Origin of the sequence: Streptomyces sp. NPDC006435, assembly GCF_040612315.1 — a bacterium.
Lineage (GTDB): Bacteria > Actinomycetota > Actinomycetes > Streptomycetales > Streptomycetaceae > Streptomyces.
This window is the reverse complement of record NZ_JBEXPY010000074.1, coordinates 1-21,500: the sequence shown is the minus strand read 5'-3', so window position 1 is coordinate 21,500 and position 21,500 is coordinate 1. Positions and strand designations below refer to the sequence as shown.

General features: G+C 70.3%; 15 protein-coding genes. 5 read left to right on the top strand and 10 right to left on the bottom strand.

The annotated features are described in order from the left end of the window. Positions 1 to 22 precede the first annotated feature (22 nt). The 4 genes from ABZZ04_RS37230 to eccD form a co-directional block, all read right to left on the bottom strand. Positions 23 to 1,402, bottom strand: coding sequence for a pitrilysin family protein (locus ABZZ04_RS37230; RefSeq protein ID WP_356936671.1), 1,380 nt, complete (start codon positions 1,400 to 1,402; stop codon positions 23 to 25). Beyond that, on the bottom strand, positions 1,399 to 3,612 hold the full coding sequence (locus ABZZ04_RS37225; protein ID WP_148839711.1) for a polyribonucleotide nucleotidyltransferase: 2,214 nt from the start codon (positions 3,610 to 3,612) through the stop codon (positions 1,399 to 1,401). Before ABZZ04_RS37225 ends, ABZZ04_RS37230 begins: the two co-directional genes overlap by 4 nt. A gap of 333 nt (positions 3,613 to 3,945) precedes the next feature. Next, entirely contained in the window at positions 3,946 to 4,236 is a 291-nt protein-coding gene (gene rpsO / locus ABZZ04_RS37220) for a 30S ribosomal protein S15 (RefSeq protein WP_093548425.1), read from the bottom strand. A 202-nt stretch (positions 4,237 to 4,438) separates the two neighbouring features. Beyond that, complete coding sequence (eccD, locus tag ABZZ04_RS37215; RefSeq protein WP_356936670.1) at positions 4,439 to 5,941, bottom strand: type VII secretion integral membrane protein EccD; 1,503 nt, start codon at positions 5,939 to 5,941, stop codon at positions 4,439 to 4,441. Positions 5,942 to 6,175: 234 nt separating this feature from the next. On the opposite strand from eccD, the gene eccCa reads away from it, so the two are divergent. Next, on the top strand, positions 6,176 to 10,150 hold the full coding sequence (eccCa, locus tag ABZZ04_RS37210) for a type VII secretion protein EccCa (protein ID WP_356936669.1): 3,975 nt from the start codon (positions 6,176 to 6,178) through the stop codon (positions 10,148 to 10,150). A gap of 134 nt (positions 10,151 to 10,284) precedes the next feature. Here eccCa and ABZZ04_RS37205 read toward each other — a convergent pair whose 3' ends face one another. The 6 genes from ABZZ04_RS37205 to eccB all read right to left on the bottom strand — a co-directional run bounded on the left by ABZZ04_RS37205 (position 10,285) and on the right by eccB (position 17,607). Further along, positions 10,285 to 10,587, bottom strand: coding sequence for a WXG100 family type VII secretion target (locus ABZZ04_RS37205; RefSeq protein ID WP_356936668.1), 303 nt, complete (start codon positions 10,585 to 10,587; stop codon positions 10,285 to 10,287). A 129-nt stretch (positions 10,588 to 10,716) separates the two neighbouring features. Next, positions 10,717 to 11,076, bottom strand: a complete 360-nt coding sequence (locus ABZZ04_RS37200; RefSeq protein WP_283854363.1) for a WXG100 family type VII secretion target — start codon at positions 11,074 to 11,076, stop codon at positions 10,717 to 10,719. A 118-nt stretch (positions 11,077 to 11,194) separates the two neighbouring features. Then, positions 11,195 to 12,460 carry a S8 family serine peptidase gene (locus ABZZ04_RS37195; RefSeq protein WP_356936667.1) on the bottom strand — a complete coding sequence of 422 codons (1,266 nt, stop codon included), beginning with the start codon at positions 12,458 to 12,460 and terminating at the stop codon, positions 11,195 to 11,197. 1,689 nt (positions 12,461 to 14,149) lie between these two features. Beyond that, entirely contained in the window at positions 14,150 to 14,608 is a 459-nt protein-coding gene (locus ABZZ04_RS37190) for a hypothetical protein (RefSeq protein WP_356936679.1), read from the bottom strand. Positions 14,609 to 14,773: 165 nt separating this feature from the next. Then, the gene (mycP, locus tag ABZZ04_RS37185) at positions 14,774 to 16,060 is read right to left on the bottom strand and encodes a type VII secretion-associated serine protease mycosin (RefSeq protein WP_356936666.1); all 1,287 of its coding nucleotides are present in this window, start codon (positions 16,058 to 16,060) and stop codon (positions 14,774 to 14,776) included. 14 nt (positions 16,061 to 16,074) lie between these two features. Continuing rightward, on the bottom strand, positions 16,075 to 17,607 hold the full coding sequence (gene eccB / locus ABZZ04_RS37180; protein ID WP_356936665.1) for a type VII secretion protein EccB: 1,533 nt from the start codon (positions 17,605 to 17,607) through the stop codon (positions 16,075 to 16,077). A gap of 188 nt (positions 17,608 to 17,795) precedes the next feature. Here eccB and eccE point away from each other — a divergent pair, with 188 nt between their 5' ends. The 4 genes from eccE to ABZZ04_RS37160 all read left to right on the top strand — a co-directional run. Beyond that, positions 17,796 to 19,136: a type VII secretion protein EccE gene (eccE, locus tag ABZZ04_RS37175; RefSeq protein ID WP_356936664.1), complete on the top strand. Its 1,341-nt coding sequence runs from the start codon at positions 17,796 to 17,798 to the stop codon at positions 19,134 to 19,136. Next, on the top strand, positions 19,133 to 19,843 hold the full coding sequence (locus ABZZ04_RS37170; RefSeq protein ID WP_356936663.1) for a hypothetical protein: 711 nt from the start codon (positions 19,133 to 19,135) through the stop codon (positions 19,841 to 19,843). Before eccE ends, ABZZ04_RS37170 begins: the two co-directional genes overlap by 4 nt. An 86-nt stretch (positions 19,844 to 19,929) precedes the next feature. After that, a complete protein-coding gene (locus ABZZ04_RS37165) occupies positions 19,930 to 20,163 on the top strand; it encodes a DUF397 domain-containing protein (RefSeq protein WP_148840450.1) in 234 nt (77 codons plus the stop codon). Between the two features lie 426 nt (positions 20,164 to 20,589). Beyond that, on the top strand, positions 20,590 to 21,500 hold a 911-nt coding region (locus tag ABZZ04_RS37160), incomplete at its 3' end, for an SCO5717 family growth-regulating ATPase (protein ID WP_356936662.1).

Sequence of the window (21,500 nt, the reverse complement as noted above, 5' to 3'; positions counted from 1 at the left end):
TCTGCTTCCTTACGGGTGGGGGTCAGGAGACCGCTTCGTCGAGGCGGTCGGCCTGCTTGTCCTTGAGCGGGCCGATGACGGAGAGCGAGGGGCGGTGTCCGAGGACCTCGCCCGCGACCTCGCGGACGTCGTCGGGAGTGACCTGCGCCATCCGGGCCAGCATGTCGTCGACCGACATCTGGTCGCCCCAGCACAGTTCGCTCTTGCCGATGCGGTTCATCAGTGCTCCGGTGTCCTCCAGGCCGAGGACCGTGGAGCCGGAGAGCTGCCCGATGGCGCGGCCGATCTCCTCGTCGCTCAGTCCCTCGGACGCTACCCGGTCGAGTTCGTCCCGGCAGATCTTGAGGACGTCGTGGACCTGGTTGGGCCGGCAGCCCGCGTACACGCCGAACAGGCCGCAGTCGGCGAAGCCCGAGGTGTACGAGTAGACGCTGTAGGCGAGGCCGCGCTTCTCCCGTACCTCCTGGAAGAGGCGCGAGCTCATGCCTCCGCCGAGGGCCGTGCTGAGTACCCCGAGGGCCCAGCGCCGGTCGTCGGTGCGGGCCAGGCCGGGCACGCCGAGGACGACGTGGGCCTGTTCGGTCCTGCGGTTCAGCAGCTCCACCCGGCCCGCGGTGCGCAGGGTGCGGGAGCCGGCGCGCGGGGCGACCGGAACGGCGTCGGTGCGGGACAGCGCGCCCGCCCGCTCGAACGCCTTGCGGACCTGGCGCACGACCGTGGCGTGGTCGATGTTGCCCGCGGCGGCGACGACCAGACGGGTGGGGTCGTAGTGCTTCTTGTAGAAGCGGGCGATCCGGCCGCGGTCGAGCGCGTTGATGGTGTCGACGGTGCCGAGGACGGGGCGGCCGAGGGGGGTGTCGCCGAGCATGGTGTGCGCGAACAGGTCGTGCACGCAGTCGCCCGGGTCGTCCTCCGTCATCGCGATCTCCTCGAGGATGACGCCGCGCTCGGCGTCAACGTCCTCGGGGGCGATCAGCGAGCCGGTCAGCATGTCGCAGACGACGTCGATGGCCAGCGGCAGGTCGGTGTCCAGGACCCGCGCGTAGTAGCAGGTGTACTCCTTCGCCGTGAAGGCGTTCATCTCGCCGCCGACCGCGTCGATCGCGGCGGAGATGTCGAGGGCGCTGCGCTTGGCGGTGCCCTTGAAGAGGAGGTGTTCGAGGTAGTGCGTCGCACCGTTCAGGGTCGGGGTCTCGTCGCGCGAGCCGACGTTGACCCAGATGCCGAAGGTGGCGGAGCGTACGGAGGGCAGGGTCTCGGTGACGACCCGCAGACCGCCGGGCAGGACGGTGCGGCGGACCGTGCCGATGCCGTTGCTGCCCTTGAGAAGCGTTTGGGTACGGGCGACGGCCCGCGCCTTCGAGGAGGCACGGGCCGTCGTCACGGAACTACGGGACGTCACTTGGCGGCGTCGTCCTTCTTCTCGTCCTCTTCACCCTCGATGACCGGGATCAGGGAGAGCTTGCCGCGGGAGTCGATCTCGGCGATCTCGACCTGGACCTTGGTGCCGACACCGAGCACGTCCTCGACGTTCTCCACGCGCTTGCCACCGGCGAGCTTGCGGATCTGCGAGATGTGCAGCAGGCCGTCCTTGCCCGGCATGAGGGAGACGAAGGCACCGAAGGTGGTGGTCTTGACGACCGTACCCAGGTAGCGCTCGCCGACCTCGGGCATGGTCGGGTTGGCGATCGAGTTGATCGTGGCGCGGGCGGCCTCGGCGGCCGGTCCGTCGGCGGCACCGATGTAGATGGTGCCGTCGTCCTCGATCGTGATGTCGGCGCCGGTGTCCTCCTGGATCTGGTTGATCATCTTGCCCTTGGGGCCGATGACCTCACCGATCTTGTCCACCGGGATCTTGACGGTGATGATCCGCGGGGCGTTCGGGGACATCTCGTCCGGGACGTCGATGGCCTCGTTCATCACGTCGAGGATGTGGAGGCGGGCGTCGCGGGCCTGCTTCAGCGCGGCGGCCAGGACCGAGGCGGGGATGCCGTCGAGCTTGGTGTCGAGCTGGAGCGCGGTGACGAACTGCTTGGTGCCGGCGACCTTGAAGTCCATGTCACCGAAGGCGTCCTCCGCACCGAGGATGTCGGTGAGGGCGACGTAGTGGGTCTTGCCGTCGATCTCCTGCGAGATCAGGCCCATGGCGATGCCGGCGACGGCGGCCTTGAGCGGCACACCGGCGTTCAGCAGCGACATGGTGGAGGCGCAGACCGAGCCCATGGACGTCGAGCCGTTGGAGCCCAGCGCCTCGGAGACCTGGCGGATCGCGTAGGGGAACTCCTCGCGCGTCGGCAGCACCGGCACGATGGCGCGCTCGGCGAGCGCGCCGTGGCCGATCTCGCGGCGCTTGGGCGAGCCCACGCGGCCGGTCTCACCGACGGAGTACGGCGGGAAGTTGTAGTTGTGCATGTAGCGCTTGCGGGTCACCGGGGAGAGGGTGTCCAGCTGCTGCTCCATGCGGAGCATGTTGAGGGTGGTGACGCCCAGGATCTGGGTCTCGCCGCGCTCGAACAGCGCCGAGCCGTGCACCCGCGGGATGGCCTCGACCTCGGCGGCGAGCGTACGGATGTCCGTGACGCCGCGGCCGTCGATGCGGACCTTGTCCTTGATGACGCGCTCGCGGACCAGCTTCTTGGTCAGCGCGCGGTACGCGGCGGAGATCTCCTTCTCGCGGCCCTCGAAGGCCGGGAGGAGCTTCTCGGCGGCGATCTCCTTGACGCGGTCGAGCTCGGTCTCGCGGTCCTGCTTGCCGGCGATGGTGAGCGCCTGGGCCAGCTCGGACGTCACGGCGGCGGCGAGCGCCTCGAAGACGTCGTCCTGGTAGTCCAGGAAGACCGGGAACTCGCCGGTGGGCTTGGCGGCCTTGGCGGCGAGGTCCGACTGGGCCTTGCAGAGGACCTTGATGAACGGCTTCGCGGCCTCGAGACCGGCGGCGACGACCTCCTCGGTGGGGGCCTCGGCGCCGTCCTTGACGAGCTGGATGGTCCGCTCGGTGGCCTCGGCCTCGACCATCATGATCGCGACGTCGCCGTCCTCCAGGACGCGACCGGCGACCACCATGTCGAAGACGGCGTCCTCGAGCTCGGTGTGCGTCGGGAAGGCGACCCACTGGCCCTTGATCAGGGCGACACGGGTGCCGCCGACCGGGCCGGAGAAGGGCAGGCCGGCCAGCTGCGTGGAGCAGGAGGCGGCGTTGATCGCGACCACGTCGTACAGGTGGTCGGGGTTGAGCGCCATGATCGTCTCGACGATCTGGATCTCGTTGCGCAGGCCCTTCTTGAAGGAGGGGCGCAGCGGGCGGTCGATCAGGCGGCAGGTGAGGATCGCGTCCTCGGAGGGCCGGCCCTCGCGACGGAAGAAGGAGCCGGGGATCTTGCCGGCGGCGTACTGCCGCTCCTCGACGTCCACCGTGAGGGGGAAGAAGTCGAGCTGGTCCTTGGGCTTCTTGGAGGCGGTGGTGGCCGACAGCACCATGGTGTCGTCGTCCAGGTACGCGACGGCGGAGCCGGCGGCCTGCTTGGCCAGGCGGCCCGTCTCGAAGCGGATGGTGCGGGTGCCGAAGGTGCCGTTGTCGATGACGGCCTCGGCGTAGTGGGTCTCGTTCTCCACTAGCGTTTTCTCCGTTACATATCGTCTTCGCGCCCCCACGCCCGTGTGGCGGGGGACGGTAGCGGAGAAGCCCTCCATCGGCGGGCCGGTCTTCGATCGAAGCACCCGGGTCGATGAGTCCGGGGGCCACTACCGAGGACCGGCGGCGGGGAGGTCTGCTTCTCGCTCGTCTTCAGGTCGTTCTCCGACCAGGTTACTGAGATTCGGTTCAGCTTGGCATGCCGGTCGTACGGAGACCCGTCACTTCCCGTGCATGCGCGCATACGCACAATCGTACGTACAGCAAAGGGAGCGGCCCCCCTCAGTGGTGGGAACCGCTCCCTTCACGGCGTCTTACTTGGCGCCGCCGGCCGCACCGCGGCGGATGCCGAGGCGGTCGACCAGGGCACGGAAGCGCTGGATGTCCTTCTTGGCCAGGTACTGCAGCAGGCGGCGACGCTGGCCGACCAGGATCAGCAGACCACGACGGGAGTGGTGGTCGTGCTTGTGGACCTTGAGGTGCTCGGTCAGGTCCGAGATGCGGCGGGAGAGCATCGCGACCTGGACCTCGGGGGAGCCGGTGTCGCCTTCCTTCTGGGCGAACTCGGACATGATCTGCTTCTTCGTAGCGGCGTCGAGCGGCACGCGTACTCCTCTTTGATGTTCGATGCGCCCACGAGTGCCTCTGATCCTGATCGCAGAGGAGCTTCCGTGACTCGGAGGCGAAGGTCCGATGAGCGCAGATCCCAGGATGATCCGGAAGCGCGTACACAAACGGCCGTCACACAGCGTACCAGCCCTGCGGAGCCGGTCCGGGCGGCGGGTCGGCCGGGGTGGATCGGGCGGATCAGCCCGTGAGGGACCGGATCGAGCGGTAGAGGTCGAAGACGGCGAGGCTCAGCGGGATCAGGGTCAGCAGCACGAACGTCTCGGCGATCTCCAGGAAGCGTCCCCAGAAGGGGGTGACTCCCTTGCGCGGCACGATCAGCCCGACGGCGGTGATCAGCGCGGCGCCGCCCGCGACGGCCGCGGCGAGCCAGATCGTACGGATGTCGAGCGCGGAGCCGTCCCCCGTGGCGGCCTCGCGCAGCAGGTCGGCCGGGGGGTCGAGGGACAGGCCGAGGCCGAGGAGGACGAGCGAGCCGAGGCCCGCCGCCAGGGCGCAGCCGACCTGGGCCGTGTAGCGGAACAAGTGGGAGCGCATCAGCATGGCGACCCCGGTGGCGAGTGCCAGCAGCCGGGCCCAGGTGTTGTCCGAGAACCCCAGGACGGCCGCGGCGCCCACGGCGACCAGGGCGCAGCCGCCGACCAGGCCGACGAGCAGTTCGTGGCCGCGCCGCGCGCGGGCGGCGATGCGGTCGGCGTCGACCGGGCCCGATGCCGCCGGTTCGGACGTCCCGTAGTCACCGACGGTGGTGCGGGGCGGTTCGAAGCCGATGGGGAGGCGGGCGAAGCGGGTGGACAGGCCGGGCAGGAAGGCGAGGACGCCCACGGAGAGCGGGGCGCACACCGCGGCGGCCTCGGCGGGCTCCATGCCGGTCGTGATCGCGCCGAAGGTGACCAGCAGGCCGATGGCGGCGGCGAACACGAACGCGACGAAGACGCCGTCCCCGCCGGGGGCCGCGATCATGAGGATCACGGCCGCCACCAGCACGGCGGTGCAGGCGAGCAGGAACTGGAGCCTGCCGATGCCCTGGCCCGCGGCGAGCGGCAGCAGCCCGGAGCCGGCGACCGCCGCGTTCGCGAGCGCGCCGACCCCCAGGGCCGTGCACGATCCCGGGTCGTCGTAGACCCGTGCGCGTACGCAGGCAAGGGCGAGGGCGAGCAGGGCGACGACGGCGGCGAGGACGGCGGGCAGGCCGTGCGTGTCGTGCCGGACGTCGGAGGTCCACAGCACGAAACCCAGCAGGACCAGCAGGACCGACCCGCCGAGGAGCCCTGCCGCGCGGGTGAGGCCGTCGCCCCAGAGGGTGCGGTCCCGGGCGACGGCGGTGGCGACGGCGTCGGAGACGTCGTCGAAGACGGCGGGCGGCAGGGACTCGGAGAAGGGGCGCAGGGAGAGCAGTTCCCCGTCGAGGATCCGCTGCCCGGCCAGGGTGCGGCCGCTGTCGAGGACGGTGCCGTCGCGGCGCACCAGGTGGTAGCCGACCGGGGCGCCCCGGTCGGGGCTCTGTCCCGACAGCCGGAGGATCTCCGGGTACAGGTCGGCGACGGCGATGTCCTCGGGCAGTGCCACGTCGACGCGGCCGTCGGGTGCGACGACCGTGATCCGGCAGAAACCGGTTCCGTTGCCGGCCGGGGCTCCGGGTCCCGGCCCGCCGTGTCCGGTGGCTGCCGTTCGGGCCGTCATGGTCACCTGTTGCTCCCCCTCGTGGTTCCGCGGAACGGTCCCCGGGTGCGCGGTTCCGCGCCCTCGCCGGAACTGGCCGTTTCCTTGCGGTCGTTAGCGAATGCTTACACGCGTTGCGCCACCCTACCGCCCGTCGGCGGCCCCGTACGCCAGTAGGATCCTCCCTCGGACAGGGCCCGTCGCCACGGGGGCGGCGATACGAACAGCTCTTTCCGGCAAGGGAATTGGTGATCCGTGAGTCAGATCGTCGTCAAGCGCCCACCGCGAGCCCTGCCCTCCGAGGTTCCGGGTGAGCAGGTGCAGTTGCAACCCCCGCCCGAGCTGCCTCGCGGTCAGCAGGAGGGGATGATGATGCAGTTGCTGCCCATGCTCGGCATGGGCGGTTCCGTCGTCTTCTTCTTCATGACCCCGAACCCGATCATGCGCATCATGGGCATGATCATGATCGCGTCGACGGTCGCCATGGCCATCGCGATGATCGTCCGCCTCCGGCGGGGCACCCAGGGGCAACTCGCGGATCTTCGGCGCGACTACCTGAAATATCTGACTCAAACCAGACGGTCCGTGCTGGAGACGGCGCGCAAGCAGCGCGATGCGCAGTTCTATCTCCACCCGTCCCCGGACCAGTTGTGGGCGCTCGTCGCCGAGGGCAGCCGGGTATGGGAACGCCGCGTCGGTGACGCCGACTTCGCGCAGGTGCGCATCGGCCTGGGCAGCCAGGAACTCTCCACACCGCTCATCGCTCCCGAGACCGCGCCGGTCGACGAACTGGAGCCGCTGACCGCGGGGGCGATGCGACGGTTCCTGAGTGCCCACAGCACGCTGGACGGCCTGCCCATGGCGGTCTCGCTGCGCGCCTTCTACCACCTGACCGTCAGCGGCGAGGCGGAGTCCGTCCGTTCCACGGCCCGTGCGATGGTCGGCGCACTCGTCTCCCTGCACTCCCCCGAGGACCTGGTCGTCGCCGTCGCGACGGGGCAGGACGCCGCCCCGCACTGGGACTGGGCGAAGTGGCTTCCGCACGTCCAGGCGCCGGGCCTCGTCGACGGGGCCGGCAGCCGCCGGCTGATCACCACCGACGTCGCGGAGCTGGAGGAGCTGCTCGCGGGCCCGCTGGAGGGCCGGCCGCGTTTCCAGCCCGACGGACAGCCGCTCATGGACCGGCCCCATGTCGTCGTCGTGCTCGACGGCCGGTCCGTGTCGCCGGTGTCGGCCCTCGCCGCGGCCGAGGGGCTCCAGGGCGTGACGGTCATCGAGCTCGTGCCGGGCGAGATCGACGGGGGGCGCGGCGGCCTGTCCGTCGTGGTGCACCCCCGTTCGCTGCGGCTGGAGTCCGGGCACGGGCTGGTCTACGACGGTCTTCCCGACCTGCTCGGTCCGGAGGCCGCCGAGGCGCTGGCCCGGCAGTTGGCGCCGCTTCGCGCGGCCTCGGGCGGGGACGACGACGAACCGCTGCTCGCCGACCTGGAGTTCACCGATCTGCTGAACCTCGGTGACGCGGCCTCGATCGATGTCGGCAGGACCTGGCGGGCCCGTTCCCGTACGGAGCGGCTGCGCGTCCCGATCGGTGTCGGCGAGGACGGCAGCCCGGTGATGCTGGACCTGAAGGAAGCGGCGCAGGAGGGCATGGGGCCGCACGGTCTGTGCGTCGGCGCCACCGGTTCCGGCAAGTCCGAGCTGCTGCGCACGCTCGTGCTCGGCCTCGCCGTCACCCACACCTCGGAGACGCTCAACTTCGTCCTCGCGGACTTCAAGGGCGGTGCCACCTTCGCCGGCATGGCGCGGATGCCCCACGTCGCTGCGGTGATCACCAACCTCGCGGACGATCTGACGCTGGTCGACCGCATGGGCGACTCCATCGGCGGCGAGCTCAACCGCCGCCAGGAGATGCTGCGCGACGCGGGCAACTACGCCAACATCCACGACTACGAGAAGGCGCGCGCGGCGGGCGCCCCGTTGCAGCCGATCCCCTCCCTCGTCCTGGTCATCGACGAGTTCAGCGAACTCCTCACCGCCAAGCCCGACTTCATCGAGATGTTCGTGCAGATCGGGCGCATCGGCCGTTCGCTGGGCGTCCATCTGCTGCTGGCCTCGCAGCGTCTGGAGGAGGGGCGGCTGCGCGGTCTGGAGACCTATCTGTCGTACCGGGTCGGGCTGCGCACCTTCTCGGCGGGCGAGTCCCGGGCGGCGCTGGGCGTGCCCGACGCCTACCACCTGCCCAACGTGCCCGGTTCCGGCTATCTGAAGTACGGCACGGACGAGATGGTGCGGTTCAAGGCCGCGTACGTCTCCGGGGTGTACCGCTCGGGCGCCCGTTCGGCCGTGCCCTCCGGGCCGCTGCCGGTGGACCGCAGGCCGGTGGTGTTCACGGCGGCTCCGGTGCCGGTGCGGTACGTGCAGCCGGATCCGGCGGGCGGGGCCGGTGTGCCCGACGCGCGCACGCCGGAGGACGACGCCCTGGCGGACACGGTGCTCGACGTGATCGTGGGCCGGCTGGAGGGCCGGGGTGCCTCCGCGCACCAGGTGTGGCTCCCGCCACTGGACAACCCGCCGTCGCTGGACGACCTCCTGCCGGGGCTCTCCCCGGTCGAGGGCCGCGGGCTGACCCGGCCCGGCTTCGAGGGGGCGGGGCGTCTCGTCGTACCCCTCGGTGTGGTCGACAAGCCGTACGAGCAGCGGCGCGACACGCTCTACCGGGACTTCTCCGGGGCGGCGGGCCACATGCAGATCACCGGTGGTCCGCAGTCCGGCAAGTCCACACTGCTGCGCACCCTCGTCGCGGGCTTCGCGCTCACCCACACACCCCAGGAGGTCCAGTTCTACGGGCTGGACTTCGGCGGCGGTGGCATGGCCTCGGTCTCCGGGCTGCCGCACGTCGGCGGGATCGCCTCCCGGCTCGACCCCGAGCGGGTGCGGCGCACGGTCTCCGAGGTGTACGGGATCATGGCGCGGCGCGAGGAGTACTTCCGCAGCGCGGGCATCGACTCCATCGCCACCTTCCGCAGGCTGCGGGCGCGCGGCGACATCCCGGTCACGGACCAGCCGTGGGGCGACGTCTTCCTGCTCGTCGACGGCTGGGGCAACTTCCGTACGGACTACGAGGGGCTGGAGGCCGCCGTCGTGGACATCGCGGCGCGCGGCCTCGGGTACGGCATCCACCTGGTCGTCACGGCGTCGCGTTCCATGGAGGTCCGGGCCAACCTCAAGGACCACCTGATGAACCGGCTCGAACTGCGGCTCGGCGACGTCATGGACTCCGAGCTGGACCGCAGGGCCGCGGCCAACGTGCCGGCCGGTGTGCCCGGTCGTGGCCTCACGCCGGAGAAGCTGCACTTCATGGCCGCGGTACCGCGGATCGACGGCATCAACTCCGACAGCGATCTCTCCGAGGCGACGGCGGCCATGAACCGGGAGGTCGCCCGGCACTGGACCGCGGCGCCCGCCCCGGCGGTCCGGCTGCTGCCCCGCGAGCTCCCGGCACGCGAGCTGCCCCCGGGCCACGCGCATCCGGAGCGGGGCATCGCGTTCGGCATCGACGAGAACAACCTGGAGCCGGTCTTCCTCGACTTCGAGCGCGACCCGTTCTTCCTGGTGTTCGGCGAGAGCGAGTCCGGCAAGTCCAACCTGCTGCGCCTGCTCATCAAGCAGCTGAGCGAGAGGTACGACGGGAACGTCTGCAAGTTCTTCGTCATCGACAACCGGCGGACGCTCCTGGACGCCACCCCCGCGACGCACCTGGCGGAGTACGTGCCCATGTCCAACAACATGGAGCACCACATGGACGCGCTGTACAACCTGATGGAACGCCGCACGCCGTCGCCCGACGTCACGGCGCAGGAGTTGCGCGAACGCAGCTGGTGGAGCGGGCCGACGGTGTACGTCGTCATCGACGACTACGACCTGGTCTCCACGGCCGCCGGGAACCCGCTGGCCAGGCTGACGGAGATGCTGCCGTTCTCGCGTGACGTCGGTGTCCGGTTCATCATCGCCCGCAGCACGGCGGGGGCCGGACGGGCCCTGTACGAGTCGTTCATGCAGCGCGTCATGGAGTTGGGCGCGCAGGGCCTGATGCTCTCGGGCGACCCCGTCGAGGGGGATGTCCTCGGCAACGTGCGGCCGCGCCCGATGCCTCCGGGGCGCGGGGTGTTCGTCACGCGGCGGCGGGGGAATCCGCTGGTGCAGTCGGGGCTCATGGACGGGGACCGGTAGCGCGGGGCAGTGGGGTGGTGGGGCGGGCGGGGATTGTGCCCGCCCCACCGCCCCACCGCTCGGAACACGACAACAGGTCGGGGTGGGCACCTCCCGTGCGTGCCCACCCCGACCTGTTGCGTTCCTGCCGAGCCCTACTCGAAGTTGGCCCTCGCCCGCTTGTCACCGGCGTGGTACGCGGCACCGGCTTCGCGCACCTTGCGGGAGATCTCGCTCAGGGCGCTGTGAATTGCCGTGGCGTCGTTGTCCCAGCCGCGCTGAGCGGTGTCGTAGGCGCTCTTGGCCTCGCCCACCCAGAGCTCGGACACGTTGGCGATCATCCGCTTGATGGCCGCAAGGTCCTCCTGGAGCTGCTTGCTCTGCCGCTCGATGGCGCCGGCCGCGAGATCCAGGCTCGAATAAGTGACAACCATCGTGCCGTCGGGGTTGCTCGACATGCGGTCCTCCCGTGTTATCTAGTCATCCAGGTTTGGCGTGAAGACGTCGTGTGTGGTGCAGGTGTCGTACGTGGTTCAGTTGTCGTACGCGATGCAGACGTCGTGTGTGGTGGTGCAGGTGTGACCAGGTCAGAACTTGTTGAGGTTCGAGGTCCTGGCCTCGGCGGTCGCGTCGCCCGAGTAACCGCCGACGACGTCGACGCCCTGCAGGGCCTGCCGGACCTCGTCCTCGGTGTTGCCCGAAATGGTTCGTGCCGCCTTGATGGCCTCCTGGAAGTTGAGGAGCCGGTGGGCGATGCTGACCATCTTCCGGTTGACCTCTTCCTGCTTGGTGTTGAAGGCACCGGCACCGATGCCCTTCCAAGCGCCTTCCAGGCTGTCGATCGTCGCCTGAAGCGTCTTCAACTGCCCCTTCACGGAGTCGAACCGCGTGGAGAGTTCGCCCTCCAGCTTGAGGAGAGCGGCATCCGAGAGCTTCTGATCAGCCATGTTTTCGGCTTCCTTTCTGGTTTGGTCCGGTCTGGTGCTCTTGTTCGGTCCGGCGTTCGGTCGTTCGGTCCGGCTTCACTCGCCGGCAGGTACGTACGGGCGGAGGACCTGCGGCCGGTCAGACGGCGCGGCGCCTACGGACGAGGACGAAGGCCCCGCCACCCAGCACGGCAACCGCCGCCGCTCCGCCGAGGATCAGCCCGAGTCGGCTGTTGTCGTCCTTCTCGGCAGCGGCGGTGGAACCCGCCATGGCGGTGTCGCCGGCTTTCTCGTTCTTTTCGTTCTTCTCCGGCTGCGACGAGGCCGATGCGGAGGAGGCCGGGGAGCCGGACGTCCGCTCCTTGGTGAGGGGGCTGATGTCGGGGTCGCCGGGGTCGCCCTTGCCCTTGAGGATGTTGACGGCCGGTCGGATGATGCCGTGGCCGAGGTAATTACTGAGGGTTCCCTTCTTCCAGTCTCCCCGCCCAGCCGTGTCGAAGAGGACATTGAGGACCTGGTTGGCCGTCCAGTCGGGGTGGGCGGACCAGATCAGGGCTGCAGCGGCTGACGTGATGGCGGTGGCTTGACTGGTCCCGCCCTCGGAGTCGCAGTAACGCTGAAACTTCGTATCGCACCAGGTTGGAATACCGTCTCCAGGGGCAGCAATATCTACGCTGCCCCCGTGTTGAGAGTACGTGGAAGCCTTGCCAGTACTGTCAGTTGCGGCGACGCCTACTACCTGCGGATACGAAGCGGGAAACTGTTCTTTGTTTCCTTCCCCGGCGTTGTTTCCAACTCCAGCGAAGAAGAGCTTTCCCTTGCTTTCCGCGTACTTGACCGCTTCTCGCTCTCCCCGGCCCGGAAAATCGCTCGCCATCGACATGCTGATGATCCGCGCATCGCTGTCCGCCGCAGCCCGGATAGCATCTTCGGTGTCGTTGGCATTCACCGAATGCTTGTTCTGAAACTCCGTATCGGTGACTCGAAACGGGATGATATTCGCGCCCGGAGCAAGGCCTTTAAGTCCTCCGCCCTTGCCCGTTCCGGCAATCAGCTCGGCCATGGTGGTGCCGTGACCGTCATAGTCATCGTACTCATCGCCGTCGGCTCCTGTGGCGTCGAATCCTTTGAGGACCTGCCCTTTCAGGGACGGTGTCGACGGGTTGACACCGGAATCGATGACAGCAACCTTGATGCCTTCACCCGTGGTGACCTTCCACATCTCCTCCACATGCATCGGGCCGAGATACCACTGCTTGGACTGCACATCCGCCGCAACCGCAGGGGCAGCCGCCCCCGCGAATCCCACGCTCCAAGCAGCAGTCACAGCCATCGCGCCGAGCAGACGCCCACGCAATCCGAGAGGCATGCCGCGTTTCCGGGGCTGGCTCATTCCTGCTGTCATCCTGACTCCCGAACCTTCCCTGTACCTACTCGATCACCGGAGGTGCGGCCCTACGCCGTCCGGCCTCCCACGTCTCTCTGTCTTCCGCCCAGGTAGTCCGGGCGAGGGGCGCCGCCGTCCTGTTCCTCGTCGTCGGAGTCCCGTCGCCCTGCGGGACCACGTACAAGGCCCGCGCCTCCAGTCGTGAAGCCCCTCGCACCCGAGCCGGCTCCGGCAGCACCACGAGGCGTGCCCACGACTCCGTTCGAGCTGAGGGTGCCTCGCCCACCAGGGCGGGGCGCACTGCTCGTTCCTCCGGCTCCGATGACCGTGCCGCGCGGAACACCACGAGCCCCCACGGGCGTACCAGCACTCGGAACCGTGCGCTGTGGGGTCCCACCTACGATGGCCCGGGCGCGCCCAGCACTCGGGCCAGGGGACTTGGAGGTATTTGCAGGACTACCTGTCACGGGCCTGCCACCAGCCACAGGAGACCGGCCGGCAGCGGGTGTCTGACTCCCGCCTCCCCCAGGACGTCCGGGCGTGCCTGAGCCCGGGCCACCGCCAATGGGAGCCGGACGCCCAACCGGTGGTCCGGGGCGCCCAGTCGTCGTGGGCCCATTGCTCGTGGGGCCGCTCCTTCCAGGCTGCGCAATTGTTCTGGGCAGCCCGGTTGGTGGCGTGGAACGTCGCGGGCCACCTGCCACGGGGTTCACAAACTCATTCGCCATGGGCGGATTCGGACCTGTACTCGGGCCCGTGGGATTTACAGTCGGCGGCGCGGGAGGCGCGTCGGGAACTGTCACGGGGGCCGGTGGCGCTTTCACACTGTCGATCTCCATCGAAGTGCTTGTGTCCGGCACGGGTGCAGTTCCGAGTGCCTCGATTGCCGCTCGATTGCCGGCGACGCCCGGGGGGCCGGTGTCAGCCGTGGCAGCGCGCTCTGAGTAACCCCGTGCCGTGCTGTTGCCCAATGTCTCGGAGCCTGCGGAAGAGACGCCGGGTTCGCTCTCCCTCTCGATATGCCCCATCGGCTTCGGCATCTCAACGTCAAGCTTCTTCTCGAACCGCGGCGGCTCCTGTGCCGCCAGCGTCTCCGCCGAGACCGCGTAGTAAGAAGCCAGCCTGTTCGCCTGGTTGATGGCCTCCTGGCGGTCCTTCTCGACCTTCACCGCCTCGGCGTACTCCGGGTTGCCGTCGATCCGCTTCGGGGTCTCGATCTCCTCGACGCTCTTGCGCACCAGGCGGCTGTCACGCGGGGGCAGGGACTTGCGCACCGATGCGAGGCCCGTGCCCGCGACCGTGATCTGGGTTCCTGCCGACTCCGCGAAATCGCCCAGCTTCATCGCGTGGGCGACCAGGCCGTTGCCCCAGTCGCGGAAGGCGGTTCCGGACTCGCCCTCCCAGTCGACGCCCTTGATGAAGTCGCCCAGTTCCTTCGCGGCGCTCTTGATGGCCGTCCTTGCCTTCAGGAGTGCCGCGCCCGCGTCTTCGAGGTGTTCCGGATCGGAGCTCTCGATCAGGTCGATCATCGCGTTGAGCTCGTGTCCCTCGAACGAGGTACGTCCCGAGGCGCCCGAACGTCCGGGGCCGAAAGCCTCCATGATGCTTTGGGCCTGCCGGTTGATGTCGGTGGCGATCAACTGGCCCTGGATGCGCTGCTGGTCCTGTGCCCGCTGTTCCTTCGAGGGCAGTTCTGGTTGCCTGGCGTCACTCATCAGTCATCTCCAGGTCGTCGTAGGCGGAGCCGACCTTGCCGTCGGAACGCGGCTGCTCGGCCTTGCCGGCCTTCTCCGCCCCCGCCTGCTCCCGCTCCTTGTCCAGGCGCACCTGGATCTCGTAGAACCGGCGCCGCGTGTCGTCGTCCACGTTGTCGAAGCCGACCGCCGCCGCGTGCACACCGAGGCTCAGGTACTCGATCTGGTCGCCGAGCGACTTGGAGAGCGAGACGAGCGCGTCGTGGACCCGGTTGTATTGCGTGTACAAGCCGTCTGCTTCCGCAAAGCATGTGTTCTGGCCACTCAGGGCGGCGCGCGACACCGTCTGTGCCGCGATCCTCGTCCTGCCGCCCGCCGAGCCCTCGAGTTCCGCAAGGAGCGTGTTGACGCGCCCCCTGAACTTTTCCAGCGCGCCCACACCGCGCCGGAGGTCACCTGGACCGGCCACGATCCTGCCCTCCCCGTTGCCCCGTTTGCTCAGACCCTCACTCGTTGCTATCGCACCTTCGTGAATGAATCTGACGCCATGCCACGAACTCTAACCACTGGCCATGACAGGGCCAACTCTCTTGTTGTTTCCGCGAGTTCCACCGATCAATTTCCGCCTGACTCCAGGTCAGGAATTGTCCGTACCATCCGCGTCGCCCGCGCCGACCGCTCCGCCCCGGCGCGCGGACCGTCGTCGGGCATCGCGTACGGCCACGGCGGTGCCCGCGATCGCGGCGACCAGGACCGCGCCGCCCACCACCACGTAGGTCGCCAGGCGGGCGTTGCGTTCGTCCGCCGTTTCGCCCAGGTGGAATTCGGCTGGTGTCGGTGCCTCGCCCCTGCTCATGCCCTCGTTCGCCACCGGCTGTTCGATGGGCCTGTCGTCCTCGGTCAGGGCCCGTACCGGGTCGACGACGCCCCAGCCCACCAGGCGGTCGCGGCCGGCGATCGAGCGTTCCGCCGTCTGCTGGATCTGGGCGACGATCTGTTTTCCCGTCCAGTCCGGGTGCTTGGCCTTGATGAGGGCGGCGACTCCCGCGGCGTACGGGGCCGAGAAGCTGGTGCCGTTGTCGGAGCAGTGTCCGCCGCCGGGGACCGTCGAGATCATGTCCACGCCGGGGGCGGCCACGCCCACGGACTCGCTGGACTGGGAGAAGGCCGCCCGTTCGTTGTTGCGGTCCGACGCGGCCACGGCCAGGACACCGGGGTACGAGGCCGGGTAGGTCTCCTTGACGTTGCCGTCCAGTCCGTCGTTGCCCGCGGAGGCGACGATCACGACGCCCTTGGCCAGGGCGGCGTCCACCGCCTGCCTCAGGGAGTCCGCGGGTTTCACCGCGTCGGCCGTGTCCTGGGAGATGTTGATGATGTCCGCGCGGGCGGTGCCGGCCGCGTAGTGGATGGCGGTGGCCAGTGTGTCGGCCGTTCCGTTGCCCTCGGCGTCGTTCTGCTGGATCGGGATGATCGTCGCGTCCGGGGCCAGGCCGGTGAAGCCGGTGCCCTTCGCTTCCCGCGCGGCGATGATTCCGGCGACCTTGGTGCCGTGCCCGACCGAGTCGCTGGTGCCGTTCTCCTTGCCGCGCGCGATCTTGTTGCCGTTGTCGTCCTTGAGGTTTCTCTTCAGGAAATTGCGGCCGCTCCTGGTGTCCACGGCGGCCTTGAGCTGTGGGTTCTTGATGTCCACGCCCGTGTCGATGACGGCCACCCGCACCCCCTTGCCGGTGGACTGCTTCCACAGCTCGTCCATCAGGACGCGTTGCAGCGACCAGGGGCGGCCCGCGTACTTCTCCGAGGGGAAGGAACACTGCGTCGAACCGTCCGCGGCGGCGGTCGGTGCGGGCAGTGCGACGAGGACGACGACGGTGGCGGCCGCGGCCGTCGGCCAGTGCCGGTACGGGGGGAAGAGGTGCGTCTTCATGTTGGCGGCGCTCCTCAGGAACCCTGCGGCTGGCGGGCCGCGCCGGTCGACAGTCGGGGGCCCGTGGGCAGGAACGAGGACCAGGCGGCCGGTACGGGCGCGGGCAGGACGCCCTTGTATCCGAGCCGGTTCTGCGCCTGTTGTGCTTCCTGCCGCCGCTGCTCCCGCTCCTCCTTCGTGCCCGATTCGCCGATGCCGGAGTCGTCCCGGGCGGTGTCGCCGTTGGACTGCATGGCGTAGCGCAGGCCGGTGTCGGTGACCAGGAAGAGCGGGCCGGAGCCGACGTCGGCCCCCTTGAACTGACGGAACAGTTGTCCGGATCCGGGGGTGACGTAGGCACTGCTGGATCCGGTGGGGAGCGTCGCGGGGAAACCCGTGCCCGCCCATGTGCTGAGCGTGCCGGCGCCGTCCTTCGTGGCGACGTCGCGCAGGACGTTGCACACGGTGTCGCGGCTGCCGGGCGCGTCGCTCGTGGAGTTGACGACCTCCGGCGCGTGCGTGGGCCAGTCGTTGTCCTGTCCGAAGGCCTCGCCGGGTTCGAACGCTCCGGCGCTGACGTGCCTCGCCCTGCCGTCCTGGCCGAGGTTGACCAGGGGGCGGCTGCTGAGCAGGAGCTTCGCGACGAAGTCCGACACGGGGGCGACCCGGCCGGGCAGGACCACGTACTGCTGGGTCCTGGTGCCGGACGTCGCCGCGAGGACCATGCCCACCTTGCCGGCCCCGGGCGGCAACTGCCCGGGGATGCCCGCGTCGACGCCAAGGGGCTCGGGGAGGGCCGGGAAGTCGACCGCGTCCCCCTTGTGCAGGGTGTCCAGCCAGGCGGCGGAGACCCGCTGGGGGGCGCGGTTGCGGTCGATCAGGGTGCGGATCAGGAGTTCGTCCTTCTTCACCTCGTACGCCTTGCCCGCGGCGTCCACGATGTAGCGGGTCCGGTCCGGCCCCGGTCCCTCGACGTACAGCAGCTCGCCGCCGTGCAGCCGGTTCGTGCCCTCGACCTTCTTCCGGTCGCGCTCCGCGAGGACGAACGCCGCCTTCTGGATGGCCCTGCCGCCCTGGCCGGGCTGCTCGCACACGGCCCACCGCTTCTTCGAGCCGGCCTCCTTCCCGTCCGGCAGCCGGTCGGGGGCGTACGGGATGCCCAGGGTGGCGCCGTGCGGGATCTTCCCGTTGTCGAGGACCGATTCGTCGACCTTGATGACCTTGCCCTTGTCCGGGGCGAGGAGGAGCTTGGCGGAGGACATGTTCAGCACCGGGTGGAGCTGCTTCCTGCCGTCGGTCTCCAGCACCACGTAGCGAGTGGTGGACTTGCTGGCGATGATGACGTTCTCGTAGGGGGTGTCCCACTTCTGGGGCGCCACGGGTTTGAACATTCCCCAGGCCCCGAACCCCGCGAGGATCACGACGCCGACGATCGCGCCGGGCACCACCGCGCGCAGGGGGCGCGGCGCGCCCTCCTCCGAGCCGGTGGAGTTGGGTTGCAGGAACTGTGCGACCAGCCTCCGTTTCGCGAAGGTGTAGGCGTTGAGTTCGTCCCGCCGTGATGCCATCTGTACCGCTGCCCCTCTTCCCCCGGTGAGCGGCCAAGGTTGCCACACACTCCGTCAGCAAACGTCCTCGGCCGGGCTCCCCACTATGCCCGTCGGCGTTCGCCCGCCATCGCTCGGGTTAGGGTGATCGCCCGGTCAACTCCCGTGGAGAGAAACGGTAACCGGGGACACGAGGGGGCAATGCGGCGATGGTTTCGGCGACGCGCGAGCGCACGGGGCGGTCCACCCACCGACCACCTTCCTCTTCCCGATGGCAACGCAGCAACGAACCGGCCACAACGGGGCCCGTACCGCCGGTGAATCCCCCTGCGGCGACCACTCCGCGCCCGGCTTCCCGGACCGGCCGTCCCGGCCCCGTACTGCGGCGACTGGTGCTCGTCGAGGCGGCTCTGGCGTTCGCCGCGGTGGGTGTTGTGCTCGGTGGTTTCTGGCTGGTTCCCGCCGGTGTGATCGCCTGTCTGCTGGTGCTGGTCGCGGTGGTGCGCCGACGGGGTCGCGCCGTGCCGGAGTGGGTGTCGATGACACTCGCGCTCCGCGGTCGCGGACGGGCGGCCGGGGCGCCCGCCGCGGAGACGGATCCGCAGCTGGCCCCGGTGGTGGAGGGCGTGCCGGGCCTCGCCCCGTACCCCCATGTCGACCGGAACCGCCGCACGGTGGGCATGGTCGGGGACGGCACGTTCCTGACCGCCGTCGTACGCGTCGAGGCCGGTGGCGAATCGCTGCGCCGGGCGCACGGCGAGCGGGCGTTCCCGCTGGCCCTGCTGGGCGACGCCCTCGCGGTGGACGACATCGTGCTGGAGTCCGCGCAGCTCGTGCAGCAGGTGCGCCCCGCACCTGCGCCGCACCTGCCGGAGCGGTCGGCGGCACGGCTCTCCTACGGTCCGCTCCAGGAACGGACCGGGGCGCCCGCGCTGCGGATGACCTGGGTGGCGGTGAAGCTGGACCCGGAACTGTGCCGGGAGGCGGTCGAGGCGCGCGGGGGCGGGATCGGCGGTGCGCAGCGCTGTCTGGTCCGGATCGCGGACCATGTGGCGAGCCGGATCACCGGTGCCGGGTTCCGGGCCGTCGTGCTGGACCAGGAGGAGTTGCACTCGGCCCTGGCCACGTCCCTGTGCGCCAATCCCGTCCTGTCGGCCCGTGCCGGGCAGCAGGGGGCCGCGCCGCAGCGGCGGACGGCGGAGACGTCGCGGGTGTGGCGGTGCGACGACCGTTGGCACACCGCCTACGCGGTGGACCGCTGGCCGGAGTTGGGCCGGGGGGCGACTCCGCTCCCGCGTCTCGTCTCGTTGCTGACCCAGGTGCCGGCGCACGCGACGTCCTTCAGCCTGACGGTGCGGCCCGGTTCGCGCCGGGGCGATGTGTCGGTGGCCGGGCACGTACGGGTCACCGGCGGTTCCGACACCGAACTGGTCGGGGTGCGAAGGACGTTGGAGCAGACCGCCCGGCACGCGAAGGTCGGCCTGGTGCGGCTGGACCGCGAGCAGCTGCCCGGTGTGCTGGCGACGCTCCCGCTGGGAGGCGCACGATGACGATGCGGACCGGACCGGGACGCGGGCTGCGCGGTCCCCGGCACGCGGGACACACCCTGGCCGCGGAGGACCTGGGCGCGCTGTCGTTGCCCGTCGGGGACGACGGTGTGATCCTCGGCACCGACGCCGAGGGGCACACGCGGATGATCGGCTTCCACCGCCCGGTGCCGTACGACGTCCTGCTGATCGGCGGGTTGTGGACCGCGCAGGTGCTGGCGCTGCGGGCGGCGGCCACGGGGGCGCGGGTGGCGGTGGAGACCGGGCGCCCCGGGGTGTGGACCTCGCTGGCACAGGCCGCGGGTGCCGGTCTGGAGTGCGTGTCCCTCCATGACGTGGGCCGGGTTCCGCCGACCGGGGCTGCCGTGGGCAGTCCGGTGGTGGTGGTGCGGGACTGCGGCATGCGTCCGCCCCGGGGCCGGGTGGTGTCCTCGCCGTGGCAGTCGGTGCTGACGCTGCTGCCCTATCTGAGCCCGGTGGCGCCGCGGTTGATGCGGACGTCGGCGCTCGTGGGCGTCCAGCGGGTCTCGCCCGACGAGGCGGACCGGATCGGCGGGATCCTGGGGCTCGCCCGGGTCGAGAGCGAGGCCCTGCCCACCCTGGCGGACGGCGTCACGCTCTGGGTGGCGGGCCGTGAGCGCCACTGGGTGGTGACGGGGGCGACGGAGGTCGAGAACGGCCTGCTGGGCGCCGCTCGCCGGATGGACTGATTACTGTCCCGTTCCCGGCCCCGGAGCCATCGCTTCCGGGGAAGATGTGCGGGGAACGACACAGCTCGATCGAAAGGGACGCCGACATGGGCACCCAGCAGGAAAAGGAAGAGCTCTACGCTCTCGACATCTCGGATGTGACGTGGCTGAGCGCGCCGGGCACCGAGGACGTCGAGGAACGGGTCGAGATCGCACATCTGCCCGGTGGCGCGGTCGCCATGCGCTCGTCGCTGGACCCGGAGACCGTGTTGCGGTACACGGAGGCCGAGTGGCGCGCCTTCGTACTGGGCGCCCGGGACGGTGAGTTCGACCTCGCGTAGGCGATGACCTGGTGGAAGGGGCGGCCGCCCGTGCACGACGGCCGTCCCTTTCCTCGTGTACGGACACGGCTCGGCAGGTACGGGAACGGCTCGACGCGATACGCGCCGACCGGTCGTGTCCTGCCCGACACATCATGTTCAGATGTCCTCCACCCCGGTATGCAACGTATTGACCGCTTCGCTCCGTGGGCTCTGTCGCACCCTGGGGGCTTGCAGGCGGGTACGTGACCTACTGGACAGTTTCTGCCCTGCGGTACGGCCTGCCGAAGGGGGCCCCATGACGATTAGGGTGGGTCCGGGCGCGGCAGAAGAACCTGCGGGCAGGCGATGCGTGTCCCAGGGGGAGAGCCGGGCGGTCGGAACAGACGGAAACGGTCGCCCCCACCCACGACCGCACAAGGGTGCTCGACCACACCAGGAGGCAAAGTGAACGGCGATCGGGACGAGATGCGCGGGGGCTGGAACAAGCCCGTCGACGAGTCGTCCGACGCGGAGCCCGTCGAGATGACGGGTGAGTTCACCATCGACTACACCCCGCCCGCCTGGTACACGCAGAACTCGCCGGGGGACTCGTCGGGCGGTGCCGGAGCGCACCTGGCCCCGCCGCCGCCCACCGGCGCGCCGCTGTCCGTGCCCGCGCCTCCGGCCGGGAACGGGACCGATTCCGACTGGGTCCCGGCACCGCCCGCCCCGGCACCCGCCCCGGCACCCGCACCGGCCCCGGTCCGGGCCTCGGCGGACGACCCGGCCGCGGGCAGCGACCCCGCGCCCTTCTCCCCCGCGCCGGACGCGGCGGCCTCCGCCGGTTCGTCGGCCCCGTTCGGGGTCGGGAACGGGGATGTGGAGGACGACTCCGCGGGGTTCTCGGCGGCCGCGCTGAAGCAGCAGATCGCGGAGATCGAGGGAAGTTTCGGGGCGAGCATCGCGGGCGCGGACCGGGCCGGGGAGACGGACGGTCCGGGATACGGTCACGGCTCCGGGGCCGGATTCCCGGGCACGGGGGCCGCGGATGCCTCCGCCGACGGCGACCGCACGGGTACGGGCGAGGCCCCCGCCCCCGCTTCCGCCCCGACGCCGGAGGCCAACGCGGGCGCGCCCGACGGCGCCGCCCCGAGCGGTCCCGCGGCCGATGCCCCGGCGTCCGTCAACGCTCCGGGCACCCCGGCGCAGGGCTCGCAGGAGAACGCCGGCGGAGCGGTCGGCTCCGCCCCCTCGGACGCGGTGCCCCAGGACGCACCGCCCGCCGCCGCACCGCAGGACACCCCGCCGCCCGCCGTGCCGCAGCCCTGGGCACCGGCGCCGCCGCCGCAGGGCGCCCTGCCGCCGCTGCCGCCCGC

Coding starts and splice junctions, on each gene's coding strand:
- eccD (WP_356936670.1), bottom strand. CDS start 5,941: ATGACGGCCCGAACGGCAGCCACCGGACACGGCGGGCCGGGACCCGGA.
- ABZZ04_RS37205 (WP_356936668.1), bottom strand. CDS start 10,587: ATGTCGAGCAACCCCGACGGCACGATGGTTGTCACTTATTCGAGCCTG.
- ABZZ04_RS37200 (WP_283854363.1), bottom strand. CDS start 11,076: ATGGCTGATCAGAAGCTCTCGGATGCCGCTCTCCTCAAGCTGGAGGGC.
- ABZZ04_RS37195 (WP_356936667.1), bottom strand. CDS start 12,460: ATGACAGCAGGAATGAGCCAGCCCCGGAAACGCGGCATGCCTCTCGGA.
- mycP (WP_356936666.1), bottom strand. CDS start 16,060: ATGAAGACGCACCTCTTCCCCCCGTACCGGCACTGGCCGACGGCCGCG.
- eccB (WP_356936665.1), bottom strand. CDS start 17,607: ATGGCATCACGGCGGGACGAACTCAACGCCTACACCTTCGCGAAACGG.
- eccE (WP_356936664.1), top strand. CDS start 17,796: ATGGTTTCGGCGACGCGCGAGCGCACGGGGCGGTCCACCCACCGACCA.
- ABZZ04_RS37170 (WP_356936663.1), top strand. CDS start 19,133: ATGACGATGCGGACCGGACCGGGACGCGGGCTGCGCGGTCCCCGGCAC.
- ABZZ04_RS37165 (WP_148840450.1), top strand. CDS start 19,930: ATGGGCACCCAGCAGGAAAAGGAAGAGCTCTACGCTCTCGACATCTCG.